The sequence below is a fragment of the Vibrio hepatarius genome, from assembly GCF_001274785.1.
GTDB classification, from domain to species: Bacteria; Pseudomonadota; Gammaproteobacteria; order Enterobacterales; family Vibrionaceae; genus Vibrio; species Vibrio hepatarius.
The window spans coordinates 95,881-111,936 of record NZ_LHPI01000012.1 but is presented as its reverse complement, the minus strand read 5'-3'; the positions used below and the strand labels follow the sequence as shown (position 1 = coordinate 111,936).

Annotated in this window: 14 protein-coding genes and 1 tRNA gene; 5 read left to right on the top strand and 10 right to left on the bottom strand. The window is 45.2% G+C overall.

All coding sequences use genetic code 11. The features are described 5' to 3' along the window. Positions 1-140: 140 nt before the first annotated feature. Entirely contained in the window at positions 141-281 is a 141-nt protein-coding gene (locus AKJ31_RS22605; protein WP_072161340.1) for a DUF3149 domain-containing protein, read from the bottom strand. 265 nt (positions 282-546) lie between these two features. Between AKJ31_RS22605 and AKJ31_RS13200 the strand changes: the two genes are divergently transcribed. After that, positions 547-623: transfer RNA gene (locus tag AKJ31_RS13200), tRNA-Pro, on the top strand. A 63-nt stretch (positions 624-686) separates the two neighbouring features. Here AKJ31_RS13200 and AKJ31_RS13195 read toward each other — a convergent pair. Together AKJ31_RS13195 and AKJ31_RS13190 are read right to left on the bottom strand one after the other, a co-directional pair. After that, the gene (locus tag AKJ31_RS13195) at positions 687-1,553 is read right to left on the bottom strand and encodes a TraB/GumN family protein (protein ID WP_053409571.1); all 867 of its coding nucleotides are present in this window, start codon (positions 1,551-1,553) and stop codon (positions 687-689) included. 205 nt (positions 1,554-1,758) lie between these two features. Beyond that, positions 1,759-3,144 carry a peptide MFS transporter gene (locus AKJ31_RS13190; protein ID WP_053409570.1) on the bottom strand — a complete coding sequence of 462 codons (1,386 nt, stop codon included), beginning with the start codon at positions 3,142-3,144 and terminating at the stop codon, positions 1,759-1,761. 294 nt (positions 3,145-3,438) lie between these two features. On the opposite strand from AKJ31_RS13190, the gene rfaH reads away from it, so the two are divergent. Beyond that, positions 3,439-3,933, top strand: a complete 495-nt coding sequence (gene rfaH / locus AKJ31_RS13185; RefSeq protein ID WP_053409569.1) for a transcription/translation regulatory transformer protein RfaH — start codon at positions 3,439-3,441, stop codon at positions 3,931-3,933. 32 nt (positions 3,934-3,965) lie between these two features. On the opposite strand, the gene asnB is transcribed toward rfaH, so the two are convergent. The 4 genes from asnB to nagA all read right to left on the bottom strand — a co-directional run bounded on the left by asnB (position 3,966) and on the right by nagA (position 9,870). Further along, positions 3,966-5,630 (bottom strand): asparagine synthase B, encoded by a 1,665-nt coding sequence (gene asnB, locus AKJ31_RS13180; RefSeq protein ID WP_053409568.1) that lies wholly within the window; start codon positions 5,628-5,630, stop codon positions 3,966-3,968. 208 nt (positions 5,631-5,838) lie between these two features. Further along, positions 5,839-7,431, bottom strand: a complete 1,593-nt coding sequence (locus AKJ31_RS13175; RefSeq protein ID WP_053409567.1) for a cation:proton antiporter family protein — start codon at positions 7,429-7,431, stop codon at positions 5,839-5,841. 85 nt (positions 7,432-7,516) lie between these two features. After that, entirely contained in the window at positions 7,517-8,731 is a 1,215-nt protein-coding gene (gene nagC, locus AKJ31_RS13170) for a DNA-binding transcriptional regulator NagC (protein ID WP_053409566.1), read from the bottom strand. A 2-nt stretch (positions 8,732-8,733) separates the two neighbouring features. Beyond that, the gene (gene nagA, locus AKJ31_RS13165; RefSeq protein WP_053409565.1) at positions 8,734-9,870 is read right to left on the bottom strand and encodes an N-acetylglucosamine-6-phosphate deacetylase; all 1,137 of its coding nucleotides are present in this window, start codon (positions 9,868-9,870) and stop codon (positions 8,734-8,736) included. Positions 9,871-10,350: 480 nt separating this feature from the next. On the opposite strand from nagA, the gene nagE reads away from it, so the two are divergent. Both nagE and glnS read left to right on the top strand, forming a co-directional pair. Next, on the top strand, positions 10,351-11,922 hold the full coding sequence (nagE, locus tag AKJ31_RS13160; protein ID WP_053409564.1) for an N-acetylglucosamine-specific PTS transporter subunit IIBC: 1,572 nt from the start codon (positions 10,351-10,353) through the stop codon (positions 11,920-11,922). 264 nt (positions 11,923-12,186) lie between these two features. Then, positions 12,187-13,857, top strand: coding sequence for a glutamine--tRNA ligase (glnS, locus tag AKJ31_RS13155; protein WP_053409563.1), 1,671 nt, complete (start codon positions 12,187-12,189; stop codon positions 13,855-13,857). A 104-nt stretch (positions 13,858-13,961) separates the two neighbouring features. Here the strand turns inward: glnS and fcrX are convergent, their stop codons facing one another. Further along, complete coding sequence (gene fcrX / locus AKJ31_RS13150; protein WP_053409562.1) at positions 13,962-14,411, bottom strand: ferric iron uptake transcriptional regulator FcrX; 450 nt, start codon at positions 14,409-14,411, stop codon at positions 13,962-13,964. 199 nt (positions 14,412-14,610) lie between these two features. On the opposite strand from fcrX, the gene AKJ31_RS13145 reads away from it, so the two are divergent. Beyond that, positions 14,611-15,111, top strand: a complete 501-nt coding sequence (locus AKJ31_RS13145) for a DUF4442 domain-containing protein (RefSeq protein ID WP_053409561.1) — start codon at positions 14,611-14,613, stop codon at positions 15,109-15,111. A 53-nt stretch (positions 15,112-15,164) separates the two neighbouring features. On the opposite strand, the gene fldA is transcribed toward AKJ31_RS13145, so the two are convergent. Together fldA and AKJ31_RS13135 are read right to left on the bottom strand one after the other, a co-directional pair. After that, the gene (gene fldA / locus AKJ31_RS13140; protein WP_053409560.1) at positions 15,165-15,698 is read right to left on the bottom strand and encodes a flavodoxin FldA; all 534 of its coding nucleotides are present in this window, start codon (positions 15,696-15,698) and stop codon (positions 15,165-15,167) included. Between the two features lie 45 nt (positions 15,699-15,743). Next, positions 15,744-15,965: a DUF2788 domain-containing protein gene (locus AKJ31_RS13135; RefSeq protein ID WP_053409559.1), complete on the bottom strand. Its 222-nt coding sequence runs from the start codon at positions 15,963-15,965 to the stop codon at positions 15,744-15,746. Positions 15,966-16,056: the final 91 nt, after the last annotated feature.

Here is a 16,056-nt window from a genome sequence, read left to right as displayed (position 1 = left end):
CATCTCAGAGTAAGGAATCAGTGTTGTCAGTATATCAACGATAGGATTAAGTGGGAGCAAAAAATAAAAAACCGAAGTAGACAATGTATCTACTTCGGTGCAAAGCGAACGTCTATTACGAGAATAGGGCTAAGCGATTTCTAGTGAGGAGATTTGTCGTTCATCACTTTGTAAACGAAGTAGCCGCCGTAAAACAGCATTAGACCCAAAGCGCCGAAAATTACTAGCATTGAAGACAGACCTACCGCATTACCAAATAGGAGTTCAAGCCAAAAGTCCATATTTCCTCCAATGAATACAAAGTGTGTTGACAGGTGTAAAGGTAAACTGAGGTTAAATATGCAACACTGATCTGGATCAATTGTTGTCTTTTGGTTGCGCACTTGTTTTTGTTGGTGTGTTTTTGCTCACATTTTGTAGCCCGCTGATGGCGTTTTAGCCAAGTGAACGGAATTTTTGAAAAAAGTCGGGAAATGGCTTGCGTTAGAGGCCAGAATCCGTAATATACGCTTCCGTTGACGGGCAAAATGCTCGAATAAAACGTCTCGGTGAATAGCGCAGTTTGGTAGCGCATCTGGTTTGGGACCAGAGGGTCGGGGGTTCGAATCCCTCTTCACCGACCACATTCTAAGCCTTAGCAGAAATGCTGGGGCTTTTTCGTTTTGTGTTTGTTATAACCTAAGCTATTAACTCTGATAGTGACAGTCGACGCTTTTGCTGTGTGACAATTGCGTGACTTTAAAGCCTTTGTTTTGCAGCAAGCTCAGTACATTTTGTTCGCCAACCAGGTGAAGTGTGCCGACCACCATAACGTATGAACCTTTTGGGTTTGGTAGCCAACTTGGGTCAGCGAGTTTATTGACCCAGTTTTTATTACGCTGGTAAATAAACGCATCTTCAAACTCCGGCGACATTTCTGTTAGCGTCGCAAACTCATTCAGTTTGTTCAGATCTCCGGCTTTCCAACTGTCGATCAGACAATGTGTTGCTATCTCGGCGTCTTCAAATTCATCCAGCACGCTGAGCAAAAACTCTTTGCCGCCTTCTGCTTGACCTGTCAGTAAGTCGATTTGAAACTGAAGTGACTCTAGGCTGAATACTGGGATATTTTTTGTGGTCGCTTTGTATATCAACCTCAAGTCGACGCCATCATCAGAGCGGTAGCCGAAGCTTTCAATTTGCTTCATTTGGATACCAATCGCAGCCGCCCATGGCGCGGTGTTGAGTAACTGTTCTGGGTTCATCGATAGCTGGGAAGCGATCTGGTTCAAGCGTGTTTGCTGCTCTTTACTCAGCACATCTTTACTTTGGATAGTGATTTCTGGGTAGACGACACCTTGGGTCTTACGCACATCCGCTTCAATGATTAAGCCATCACTTGTTTGCAGTCTGTCGTTAATCGTCGATGGGAGAGGGAACATGGTTTCGTCACCTACGTGTACGGAACCTAAAATCAGATAAGTCACTCCTCCTTTTTCGGCTTGCCAGTAGAGTGGTTCAGCATTTATTGCGGTGGAGATAAAAAGCAGTAGTGCCAACAAACTTTTATACATGTAATGTCCTTATTCGAACAATAATCTTTTGCTTCAAGTATATAGTGAGTTTGCGAGGCTGAATATTTTGCTGCTTGGTAATGGGACTTAGGTAAAGCTGTGAGGGACAAACATTCAATGCAGATTGACGAAGGATATAAAAAAGCGGTCATTCCACGAATTGGAACGACCGCTTGCACTTTATTTCGTAACTTGACGTAAGGTCTTAAGCAGGTTGCGCTGCAGGCTCGCTTTCTTCCGCTAGTTGGGCAGATGATTCCGCACCATGCATCCAGCGCACCAGAGTGCCCGAGAACATCAGAAGCAGAACACCTGAGAGAGTGGCAGTAATTGCGATACCACCAAAGATAGACAGCGCACCCAACTCACCCACGTGTGAGCCGATAAGGCCTGCGACGTAGTTTGCGATGGCGTTAAAGCCGAACCAAGCGCCCATCATTAATGATGCTAGACGTAGCGGAGCTAGCTTGGTGACCATGGATAAGCCGATTGGGGATAGGCATAACTCACCCAGTGTATGGAAGAAGAATGCGCCAACTAACCATAGCATCGAAGTTTTCACGCTCGTGTCGCCGCCTTGTTCCATAACCGCGCCAACCATACAAACAAAGCCTAACGCTAAGAAGAACAGAGCCAGCGCGAATTTAACCGGAGAGTTTGGTTCTTTCTTGCCCATTTTTACCCATAGCGCAGCGAGAACTGGCGCTAAGGTAATTATGAAGAATGGGTTAAGCGACTGGAACCAAGCTGCTGGTACTTCAAATGAACCAATCATACGGTCAGTGTATTGCTGGGTGTAGATGTTCATCAGACCACCTGCTTGTTCAAAGCCAGCCCAGAATACAATCACAAACAGGCCCATGACCAAAACCACTTTGAGTCGGTCGACTTCTTGCTTGGTTAGTGGCTGCTTTTTCTGCGCTTGCTTGTTTTCCAAATCACGCACTGCCGCAGGCTCAACGCCGATATTACCCAACCAAGACTGAGCTAGGCCCATTTGCATAATTAAGCTGATCACCATGCCTGCGCCCGCAACGATAAAACCCGCTTTCCAACCAAACTCGTTGGTAACAGAACCGGATACAACGCCAGCAAGCAGTGCGCCGAGGTTGATACCCATATAGAAAATCGTAAATGCTCCGTCACGACGGTTGTCGCCTTCTTGGTATAAATCACCAACCATGGTTGAGATGTTTGGTTTAAATAGACCGTTACCTGAGATTAGGAGCGCTAGACCAAGGTAGAAAGTGTGAATTGCACTCAGTCCTAGAACATCTGCTGGCATCGCCAGTGTGAACTGACCTACCGCCATCAACGCACCACCGATGAGAATTGAACGGCGTTGGCCTAAGTAGTTGTCGGCCAACCAACCACCAATTAAAGGCGTGATATAAACTAAGCCAGTGTAGATACCGTAAAGATCGAGTGCATCTTTGGTTGACCAGCCCATACCACCATTAATTGTTGTATCGGTTAAGTAAAGTACCAAGATGGCGCGCATTGCGTAATATGAGAAGCGTTCCCATAACTCAGTACCAAAAAGAAGGAATAGGCCGCGAGGGTGGCCAAGAATTTGATGTTGTTTTGCCATAAGTTTTGTTAATGCCGTGCATTAAAGTTTTTAATTTGTCATTACGTATACATCTTAGAGAAAACGACTTCAATTGAGATAAATTTAAGACTTTATGTAGTTTGGTTGATAAGGTTATGAAAATTAATAGAAAAGTTTAGTTAAACGTACTGATTAAACGGTGGGAAAACTTATTTTCCAATTTGGTGACTTGTAAAGTTGGCCAAATGAGAGTGCGAAATGTACTTACAATTTCGCACATACATATAAGTGACAAAATGCTAGGATGTGCAAAAAACACGGTTGGCTATATATATGAAACAATGGTATTTACTTTATTGTAAGCGCAGCGAACAAAAGCGTGCCAAATTGCACTTAGAAAACCAAGGCGTCGCATGCTATTACCCAGAAACTGCGGTTGAGAAAATCGTTCGGGGTAAAAGACAAATTAAAAGCGAGCCTTTGTTTCCGTCTTATGTATTCGCGCATTTCGACCCTGAAACAGGGCCAACATTCACTACGATCCGCTCTACACGTGGCGTGATTGACTTTGTTGGTAAAGGTGCGACGCCACAAGTGTTGGATGATTCATTGATCGAAACCTTGAAAGAGATCGAGCAACTGCAATTGCATTCGCAATGTGATTCTTTGCCGGCGAAAGGTGATGTGGTGAGAGTCGCTGGTGGGCAGTTTTCGGGTATTGAAGCGATTTATCAAGAAGCAGATGGGGAAACCCGTTCTATTCTACTGGTGAAAATGCTCAGTAAACCTGTTGAGGTCAGCGTCGAAAATAGACACCTAGAGATATAAAAAGAGGCACCGATTGGTGCCTCTTTTTTTGATTAGTATGCGTCGTTGTGTACGGTCTGAACGGCGCGACCTGATGGGTCAACACAGTTTTTGAATGATTCATCCCACTCAATCGCTTTCGCAGATGAACACGCCACTGATGGACCACCAGGCACACATTCTGCTGCCGATGGAAGAGGGAATAGCTCTTCAAAGATCTCGCGGTAAACGTAGCCTTCTTTTGTCGTTGGCGTGTTGTAAGGGAAGCGGTATTGCGCCGTTTCCATTTGCTGATCCGTTACCTTCGCTTCCGCCACTTCTTTCAATGTATCAATCCAGCTGTAGCCAACACCGTCAGAGAACTGCTCTTTCTGACGCCATGCAATTGAATCTGGTAAGTAGTGTTCAAAACACTCGCGTAGGATGTGTTTTTCCATCTTACCGTTGCCACACATCTTATCCGCTGGGTTTAGACGCATTGCCACGTCGATAAACTCTTTATCTAGGAAAGGTACACGACCTTCTACGCCCCAAGCGGCAAGAGACTTGTTTGCACGTGCACAGTCAAACATGTTCAATGCCAGCAGCTTACGAACGGTTTCTTCGTGGAACTCTTTCGCGTTTGGCGCTTTGTGGAAGTAGAGGTAGCCACCGAAGATTTCATCAGCGCCTTCACCAGACAGTACCATCTTGATGCCCATCGCTTTGATCTTACGTCCCATTAGGTACATAGGCGTTGAAGCACGAATCGTGGTTACGTCGTAAGTCTCGATGTGGTAAATCACGTCACGAATGGCGTCTAGACCTTCTTGGATGGTGTATGTCATTTCGTGGTGTACGGTACCAATCTTGTCAGCCACTTCACGAGCAGCTTTCAAATCTGGTGCGCCTTCTAGACCAACAGCGAATGAGTGAAGTTGAGGCCACCAAGCTTCTGACTTCTCATCGTCTTCGATACGCATTGCAGCAAAGCGTTTTGCAACAGCTGAAGTAATAGAAGAATCAAGACCACCAGAAAGCAACACACCGTAAGGTACGTCCGTCATTAGCTGGCGTTTAACCGCGGCTTCTAGCGCTTCAGTCAGTTCTTCTTTGCTTGTTACGTTGTTTTTTACTGCATCGTATTCGTTCCAGTCACGAGTGTAGTAACGCTGTGGCTCAGAGTCAGCTGACGAGTAGTAACAACCCGGAGGGAATTCGCTGATGGTTTTACATACTGGCGTTAGTGCTTTCATCTCTGAAGCAACGTAGTAGTTGCCGTGTTCATCGTAACCTTGGTATAGAGGAATAATACCGATGTGGTCGCGACCAACTAGGTAAACATCTTTTTCTTCATCGTAAAGAACGAACGCGAAGATACCGTTTAGCTCTTCAAGCAGCTCTATACCTTTATCTTGGTATAGTGCGAGGATAACTTCACAGTCTGAATCTGTTTGGAAGTCGTATTTGCCTTCGTAGCGAGCGCGAATCTCTTTGTGGTTGTAGATCTCACCGTTCACCGCAAGGATGTGTTTTTTATCTGGGCTAATTAGAGGCTGAGCACCACTATTTAGACCTACGATCGCTAAACGCTCGTGAGCAAGAATTGCTTTGTCAGAGGCATAGATACCTGACCAGTCTGGGCCACGGTGGCGCAGTTTTTTAGACATTTCCAGTGCAACAGGGCGAAGCGCCTGAGCATCACTTTTGATATCCAAAATGCCGAAGATAGAACACATACAACTTCCCTTTAAAATTTATTTAACTCGTTGACTCCAATTTGCCATCTTGATTAAAAAAAGCAACCAACATCGATTAAAAAAATAATAAAACAGCCATTGATGTGAATTTTTTCTAATTTAACCTGCACTTTATTGAATGAGATCTATATTTTGTCGGTTTTTTATCCAAAAAATAAGGCTGCCTAAGTGGCAGCCTTATAAAAAGTTAGCGAGTAGGGGGGCTAAATGACGGTTGGAGTTGCTTGCAAACATGGCGAGCAAAACCGCTACCAGCCTCGCTGTAAATGTTAAACGCAGCATCGACGCCTTTTTCCGTTAAGCTATCTAGCTGGTCTTGATACTCAGCGATTGCCGCTATTTGCCCTTTGAAATTACGACGTTGTAGCTGGTCTAACGCAATTTGGTTACCTTGGTGATGCGGCATGGCAAGCAGTACCAGTTTCACGTTGGCAGTGTCGAGAATTCGTTCCCAGAAATCCGAGTCAGTTGCGTCGCCTGCGATAACGTTTCGGCCTTCTTCTCGATGTTGCTTCGCCGCGTCTTCGCGTACTTCAATCCCCAAGCTAATGCTGCCGTAACGGTTTTTGAGCTCATCATATGCGCCAGTGCCGATACGTCCCATCCCGAGGATAAGGATCTGTGCATGCCCAGGATTGATCAATTTATCTCTGGTGTTGAGTTGTTCTGCAGCATGCTCACGCAACCAGTGGCTAGAGTGTTGATAGATTCGGTGTCCATAACGGTTGATAGGCGCCGCCAAAACAAACGAAATGGATACCGCAATGGCAATCGCAACCAGAATATCACCGCTCATCCAGCCCATCTTAAATGCTAAGCCGCCGACAATTAGGCCAAATTCGCTGTAGTTGAACAGGCTCAATGAGGCAAGTAACGAGGTACGAACGCGGAATTTAAACGCGTTGATCACTACGAAATAGAGAATGCCTTTCAGTGGTAGCAGCAACAAGAACAAGATCGCCAATGCGAAGCCTGACCATGTTGGTTGCTCAGATAGACCGATATTTAAGAAGAAACATACAAGGAACAGTTCTTTGAGGTTAAACAGCGACTTGGATAGCTCAGAGGCTTTCTTGTGGCCAGCGAGTAGCATACCCAAGATAAGCGCGCCGAGATCGGGCTTCATGCCAACCAGTTCAAATAGACCTGCACCGACGACAAGCGCAAAGAAAATGCCGAACAAGACTAACATCTCGCCGTGGCCTACCCAGTCTAGGACTTTGTAGAATATCGGTCTGAGTAGTGGCAGCGCGAACAAGCCGATGGCGTACCATTCAGGAAGTTTGCCAGTAGACGCGGTCAGGAAGATCACGGCAAAGATATCCTGCATAACCAGAATACCGATCGCGAGCGTGCCGTAGGTCGCGTTCATTTCACCTTTTTCTTGCAGTGACTTAACGGCAAACACCGTACTAGAGAAAGACAGAGCGAAGCCAAGTAACAGGATTTGGTCAATCGACATTGCCGCGAGTGAACTAATGCCTAAAAACTTAAAGCACAGCAGTGCAGCGCTGAATATTGCCGTTGAACAAACGTTATGAATGGTTGAGCCCGCCCAAATTTCTTTGGAGAGCAGGGTTTTAATCTCGAGTTTCAGACCGATGGTGAACAGCAGTAGCGTCACCCCCAGATCTGCGAGAGTGACGATTGTCGAATCACTTTCAAAACCAAACGCGTTGAGTCCGAATCCCGCAAGCAGGAAGCCAACTAAAGGGGGAAGGTTGAGCTTAAGCGCAATAAAACCAGCTAAAAAAGCAGCAGATATGAGTATCAGTTCCATAGTTATTCTTATGATTTTGTCCCAAAGAAAAAGGCTGCGTCTTTCGACGCAGCCCGTATTCTAACTCAACTGATTGCGTAGGCGATCAATCTTCAAGTAATTTTTGTAACAAAACGCCGTTCAGCATCGCTCGTTTAATCATCGCAAACGCGCCCAGTGTCGGCTGTTTGTCGATTTCTGATGTGACGATAGGCAAATCACTATGGAAAGTGGTGAGAGATTGGTTTTCTACGTTACGACGAATTGCAGGGAAAACAATATCTTCACACTGAGTAATGTCACCCGCGATGACAACTTTTTGCGGGTTAAACAAGTTGATCGTAATGGCAATCGCTTTACCAAGTTGGTTGCCAACGCGGACTAAGCTCTGTTTAGCCAACTCATCTCCAAGATTAGCGTGTTCACACACATCGCTAATCGAAATAGAGTCCAGTGTGGTTAAGCTAGATTCATAACCTTGAGAGATTAGCTTGTTCACGCGCTCAACAATCGCAGGGTTAGCTGCAACGGTTTCAAGGCAGCCGAAATTACCACAGGTACATTGCTCACCAAGTGGATCGATCTGAATGTGTCCAATTTCACCAACGTTACGGTTATGACCTAAGAACACCTGACCATTAACGATGATACCGGCACCAGTACCACGGTGAACACTGACTAAGATTGAATCTTGGCAGTCACGGCTAGCACCAAAGTAATGTTCCGCTAACGCCATACCACGAACGTCGTTCCCAACGAAACACTGCACGTGGAAGGTGTTGTTGATTAATTCAGAAAGGCTCAGCTTATCAATCGAGATATTCGGCATGTATTCCACCACACCGTCTTCTGGATTAACCAGGCCGGGTAGAGAGATACCGATAGCGATAAGTTGATTGATGACATTCTGATTAGAAGAGATGAACTGCTTAAGATGGGCGATCAGACCGTCAACCAACTCTTCTTGAGTGGTGTAGAAAAACTCAGTGTAGTCAGACGCGAGTTCTTTTCCACCAAGATTGTAAAGACTGAATTGCATGTAGTCTCGGCCGATACGCACTGCGACTGAGTGGAAAGGCTCGACTTCTGTCGTAAGAGAGATTGCTCTACGACCGCCTGTAGAGGCTTGTTGCGCGACCTCTTTGATTAGGCCGCGCTCAAGTAGTTGGCGGGTTATTTTTGTAACACTCGCAGGCGCCAGTTGACTAGCATCAGCAACTTGAATCCTTGAAATAGGACCTTGCTGGTCAATCAGTCTGTATACTGCTGCACTGTTTAGTTGTTTTACTAAATCTACGTTACCTATTTGTCCGCCATTCATTCTTATTTTTGCTCGTACTGTCCGTTAACAATAGTCGCTTGAACATTGAAGTCACGGTCGAATACCGTGAGGTTTGCAATCATGCCTTTTTTCACACGGCCTAGCTTGTCTTCTACACCAATTGCTTTCGCTGGGTAGAGAGTTGCCATTCGAAGTGCTTCGTCCAAAGCGATACCGACGTGCTCAACTGTGTTTTGAACTGCTTCAATCATAGTTAGTGCTGAGCCGCCAAGCGTGCCGTTTTCATCAACACACTTACCATCTCGGTAATATACTTTCTTACCAACAAAAATAAAGTAATCCATGTCGGCGCCTGCAGGAGCTGTGGCATCCGTCACTAATACTAATTTTTCACCTTTAATTTTGTGAGCGATACGAATGTTTGCATAGTCGACATGGAACCCGTCGGCAATGATACCCGCGTAAACGTCAGGGGTATCGTAGATAGCACCGACAACACCAGGTTCACGACCGACCATTGGGGTCATCGCATTGAATAAATGAGTTGCAAATGAGATGCCCGCTTCAAAACCACGACGAGCTTCTGCGTAGGTTGCGTTAGTGTGACCAATCGATACTACGATACCAGCATCTTTCAGGCGTTCGATGTGCTCAGGTTCATTGTGTTCTGGTGCCAGCGTCACTTTGGTGATCACGTCTGCGTTTTCACACATGTAATCGATCATGCTGTCGTCAGAAGGTCGGATGTAATCGACGCTATGAATGCCTTTTTTTGCAACGTTAAGGTATGGACCTTCAAGGTGCAGACCTAAAGACTGGTTCTGGTATTGAGCGTGGTATTCGCGAGCCGCAGCGATCGCTTGCTTCATGTCTTCGTCTGAAGAGGTGATAAGAGTCGGTAAGAAGCTAGTACAACCGGATTTTAGGTTTGCCTCGTGCATGATTTGCATTGTTTTTGCTGTGATCTCATCGTTGAGCATCACGCCACCACAGCCATTTAACTGCAGGTCGATGAAACCTGGGCTTAAGTTGGCGCCATTTAGGTCGCGAGTTTCGATGTCTTTAGGAAGTTCTGAAACTGGGCATACCTTGTCGATCAGTTCATTTTTGATGATCACAGCGTGGTCAACCAGAACATCGCTGCCAGTATAGATTTTACAGTTTGTAAGCGCGTACATGGTTAGTTAATCCTTATGTTGAGATTCTTAATACTTTTCAGTCGTCTAATTGAAGTATAAACACAGATGAGCGGACTTTATTTGTGACATTCAATTAGATCGCAAATTATCTTTTAGCAAACGAAAAATTCTTCCTGATTAGGATGGCATTTTACATGGAGAACCAGAGGCTCTACGAGTGAGTCATATAGTGGCCTACCAATTATTAATGCATTGTTTGATAGGGGATAACGCCAATCTAATCGTCTAAAGGATACTGCGAATCTTATCTTACGATTACCATTTTTTTGTATTGTAAAATAAGTTTTATGATCTCGCTAGCAAAATCCTTTGTCCCTACTCATTTCTGGTGATTATGATCACAAATGAAGAGGTTTTAATTTGCGGAGCAAAATTAATCTCATAAACTGAACAGGACTAAATTGAGCAGCTAAAAAAAGTCGCTCAACCAAAATACAAATCCTATAGGGGGAACTTAAGGTGAATATTCTTGGATATGCGCAAAAGTTAGGTAAAGCACTTATGCTTCCTATCGCAACGCTTCCAGTTGCGGCGCTCTTACTACGTTTGGGTCAAGGCGACCTACTGGATATCCCATTCATGGCGCAAGCTGGTGGTGCGATCTTCAGTCAACTTCCATTATTATTCGGTCTAGGTATCGCGATCGGTCTATCAAAAGACGGTCAAGGTGCTGCAGGCCTAGCTGGTGCAGTTGCGTACTTCGTTATTACTGCGACAGCAACAACAATCAACGCTGACATTAACATGTCATTCTTCGGTGGTATCATCGCTGGTATTATCGCTGGTCACTCATACAACGCTTTCCACGCAACACGTCTTCCTGAGTGGTTGGCATTCTTCTCTGGTAAACGTCTAGTTCCTATCATGGCGGGTCTATTCTCGCTAGTAGCTGGTGCTATTGCTGGTGTTGTATGGCCAAGTATCCAAGGTGGTCTTGATGCTCTTGCTCACGCGGTATCAACGTCAGGCGCTGTAGGTCAGTTCGTATACGGTACTCTTAACCGTGCACTTATCCCTGTAGGTCTTCACCACGTTCTTAACTCATACTTCTGGTTCGGTATGGGTACGTGTCAAGAAGTTCTAGTAACTGGCGCACAAGCAGCTGGTAACGCTCTTCCTGCTCTACAACAGCTTTGTGTTGACCCTGCTCTAGCTAAGACTCTTGTTGCTGGTCAAACTCACACATTTGAATTCGCTAACTCTGTAACTCCAGAAATCACTGCAACAGTTAAAGAAGTAACTGAAACAGTTAAATCTGGTGACCTACACCGTTACTTCGGCGGCGACAAGTCTGCTGGCGTATTCATGAACGGTTTCTTCCCTGTAATGATGTTCGGCCTACCAGGTGCGGCTCTAGCGATGTACTTTGCAGCGCCAGTTGAAAAACGTCATCAAGTGGGTGGTGCACTATTCTCAGTAGCGTTCTGTTCATTCCTAACTGGTATCACAGAGCCTCTAGAGTTCATGTTCGTGTTCCTAGCTCCAGCACTATACGCAATGCACGCAGTATTCACTGGTCTTGCTCTAGTCGTTGCAAACATGTTTGGCACACTGCACGGTTTCGGTTTCTCAGCGGGTCTAATCGACTTCGTATTGAACTGGGGTCTAGCAACTAAACCGTTCGTACTACTACTAATCGGTCTAGGCTTTGGTGCTCTATACTTCTTCACTTTCACATTCGCTATCCGCGCATTCAACCTGAAATCACCAGGCCGTGAAGATGACGATGAAGCAGTAGCAGCGCCTGCTGGTGAAGCTAAGAACGGCGACTTAGCGCGTCAATACTTGAAAGCTCTAGGTGGTCACGAGAACCTAACGTCAATCGACGCTTGTATCACTCGTCTACGTCTAACACTGAAAGATCGCTCTGTGGCTGACGAAGTCGTACTTAAAAAACTAGGTGCGAAAGGTGTAGTGAAACTAGGTGAAAACAACCTACAAGTTATCCTTGGTCCTCTAGCGGAAATCGTTGCTGGCGAAATGAAAGCAATCGGTGCTAACGAAGACCTATCGGACGTGAAACTACCATAACGTACTTTGTTAGTCTCAATATCGATGAAAGCCTCCTTCGGGAGGCTTTTTGCTTTTATGGACCGTAATTATAGAACTGGCGAAAAGCTAAGCGAGTTTGCTATCAATCGGTGGAAATCGAGCAATATTTGCGAATTAAACAAGAGTTCTTATTGTGCTAAGGCTAAGAATTGTGGATCATTAGACGTTATATACGTTGGTGGGAAATATCCCCACTGAACGAGATTTTCTCTGAACAATACTACAACAATTGAGGTGCTATAGATGAGTGAAGCTGAAGCTCGTCCATCGAATTTCATTCGCCAAATCATCGACAAAGATTTAGCGGATGGCAAACACACAAGCGTGCATACTCGTTTCCCGCCAGAGCCAAACGGTTATCTGCACATCGGTCACGCTAAGTCAATTTGCTTGAACTTTGGTATTGCTCAGGACTATCAGGGTAAATGTAACCTGCGTTTTGACGACACTAACCCTGAAAAAGAAGACGTAGAATACGTTGAGTCAATTAAGAATGATGTGAGCTGGTTAGGCTTCGAGTGGGATGGTGACGTATGTTACTCATCAAACTACTTCGACAAGCTGTACGAGTTTGCAGTGGAATTAATTAACAAAGGCTTAGCGTACGTTGAAGAGCTAAGTCCTGAGCAGATCCGCGAATACCGCGGCACACTGACTGCACCTGGTAAGCCAAGTCCTTACCGTGACCGTAGCGTTGAAGAAAACTTAGCGCTATTTGAAAAAATGCGTGCTGGTGGCTTTGAGGAAGGTAAAGCGTGTCTTCGTGCGAAGATCGATATGTCTTCGTCGTTCATGGTGATGCGTGATCCTGTGCTTTACCGTGTCCGTTTTGCAACTCACCACCAAACAGGTGACAAGTGGTGCATCTATCCAATGTACGACTTTACGCACTGTATTTCTGATGCGTTAGAAGGCATTACGCACTCGCTATGTACGCTAGAGTTCCAAGATAACCGCCGTCTTTACGATTGGGTGTTGGAAAACATCACGATTGATTGTCAGCCGCATCAGTACGAGTTTAGCCGCCTAAACCTTGAGTACACCGTGATGTCTAAGCGTAAGCTAAACCAGTTAGTAAGCGAAAAGCTTGTAAACGGCTGGGATGATCCACGTATGCCGACTATCTCTGGTCTGCGTCGTCGTGGCTTCACGCCAGGCTCAATCCGTGAGTTCTGTAAGCGTATCGGTGTGACTAAGCAAGACAACATGATCGAGATGAGTTCACTCGAGTCTTGTATCCGTGACGATCTAAACGAAAACGCGCCACGCGCGATGGCAGTTCTGGACCCGGTGAAAGTCGTGATTGAAAACTACGACGCGGACAAAGTCGAAATGCTGACGGTTGCTAACCACCCGAACAAACCAGAAATGGGCGAGCGTGAAGTTCCGTTCACTCGCGAAGTTTGGATTGAGCGTGAAGACTTCCGTGAAGAAGCGAACAAGAAGTACAAGCGTTTGGTTCTGGGTAAAGAAGTTCGTCTACGTGGTGCTTACGTGATTAAAGCGGAGCGTATTGAGAAAGATGCAGAAGGTAATATTACTACTATCTTCTGTTCTTACGACGATGAAACGTTAGGCAAAAACCCAGCAGATGGCCGTAAAGTGAAGGGTGTTATTCACTGGGTATCTGCGGATAAAGGTCTTCCTGCTGAAATTCGTCTATACGATCGTTTGTTCACCGTACCAAACCCAGCGGCAGCGGATAATTTTGCTGAAACAATCAACCCAGATTCACTGCAAGTGAAGCGCGGTTATGTGGAGCCAAGCTTAGCTTCAGCGGAAGCTGAGAAAGGTTACCAATTTGAGCGTATGGGTTACTTCTGCGCCGACGCAAAAGACTCTAAAGCAGATGCTTTGGTGTTCAACCGCACGGTTGGCCTACGCGATACTTGGGCTAAAATTGAAGCTCAGTAATTGCTAGATATATGAAAAAGCCAGTCTTCGGACTGGCTTTTTTGTGTCTGACGATAAATAGCAGATAAAATAAAAGCGCTCATTGAGCGCTTTAAAATCTAAGATTATTTCTTCGGCTTGTGTGCGTCAGGGTTCTCTTTACAGCTGCCGTCGCCACATTTGCCGTATAGGTACAAGCTGTGGTTAGTCAGTGTAACGTTATATCTCGCCGCAATTTCTTTCTGACGTTCTTCGATAAGGTCGTCAGAGAATTCAATCACTTCACCACAGTCCAGACAAACTAAGTGATCGTGGTGGTGTTGCGTCGATAGCTCAAATACAGACTTACCGCCTTCAAAATGGTGGCGAGTCACAATACCTGCATCATCAAATTGGTTTAATACGCGGTATACGGTAGCTAGACCAATCTCTTCTCCTAGATCAATCAGCTTTTTATATAGCTCTTCAGCACTAATATGTTGGCATTCTGGTTGCTGTAGTACTTCTAAAATCTTCAGTCTTGGTAGTGTAACCTTAAGACCAGCATCCTTAAGCGCTTGGTTGTTGTCTGACATATACTTTCCTGTTGATGATCTGCAGTAATTAACAGAATTCAATATTCCTATCATTATAGGGCAGTAGGAGATAACAATAAACCACGAACTTCAAAGGGTTACTAGGGATTTATTATAAACCCGTGCCAAGTCACTGATCATACAACTCTGACCAGTTACAATTAATTAACATTGTAACGAATAAACTCAGGGAATAAAAATGAAATCATGGATGGATATCGCTGATAAGCCCAATGTCGTCAGGCATGCATTGAACTTATGGCCGCCATTCTGGGGTTCGGGTATTAAGATCCTTTCAATAAGTGACGACTTTCGCCAAGTCAAAGTGAAGCTCAAATTACGCTGGTGGAACAAAAATGCCAACCGTACTCAGTATGGAGGCAGTATCTTCTCACTGACTGACCCTGTGTACGCACTCATGCTGATGGGAATTTTAGGTAAGCAGTACTATGTTTGGGATAAGCAGGCGAGCATCAACTTCATCAAGCCGGGTCAAAGCGACTTATATGCAGATTTCGTCATTTCTCAGCCGTTGCTCGACGATATCCTGCAACAAACCGCGAGTGGTGAAAAGTGCTTTCCTGAATTTATTGTTCACGTGAAGGACAAAGATGGGAACGTGGTGTCTGAGGTTCAGCGCCAACTTTATGTACGTAAGAAGCCGCAGTACCGAGAGTGCGTGCAAGAGCAAGCTGCTTAACGTTCAGATACAAAAAAACCTCCATCGCGGAGGTTTTTTTATCGAAATGCAGATTAGCCTTCTAGTTCAGCTAAACACATTTCCTCATGAATTTGTTTGCACCAGTTGTTAACACGCTCTTCGGTGAGCTCTGGCTGACGGTCTTCATCGATACATAGACCAACGAATTGGCTGTCGTCGCCTTCAACAAGTGCTTTTGATGCTTCAAACTCGTAGCTTTCAGTAGAAGTGTAACCTAGGATAGTGCCACCTTTCGCTTCAACGATGTCACGAACGGTACCCATAGCGTCACAGAAGTATTCTGCGTAATCTTCTTGGTCACCACAACCAAAGATAGCAACTAGTTTTGTAGAGAAATCAATTTGCTCTAGCTCAGGGAAAAAGTCATCCCAGTCGCACTGTGCTTCGCCGTAGTACCAAGTTGGGATACCTAGTAGCAGCAGGTCGAAGTTATCGATGTCTTCTTTGCTACTCTTAGCAATATCTTGAACGTGAACTAGTTGTTTACCTAGTTGTTTTTGAATCATCTTTGCAACAGCTTCAGTGTTACCTGTGTCGCTACCGAAGAAGATACCTACACTTGCCATAGATTCGTTACCTTTACTATTTTTTTGTTGTGGCTAAACCGGAGATCAACCCAGTCCTGTGCCTTCCCAGCTGATTTGAATAATGCCTTTGGCAATGAAACCCGCACAGCCTAAGAATAGAACCAGCCATACTATGCGACGACCAAAAGGAGGAACATTGCCTGCTTTGAGGACATCTTTAATCGCCATACCAATTAAGAAAAAGATAGACGCAAAAAGTAAGTCGAGACCAATCGACTCGAGCATGTTCATATAGTCGTAGAGCATGGAATCCCTTTATGCCAAAATACTTGCGCTGCACTATACCACTGTTAATAGATAAAGTTAACGGGCAGGGTGCAACAGACCTCTCATTCTG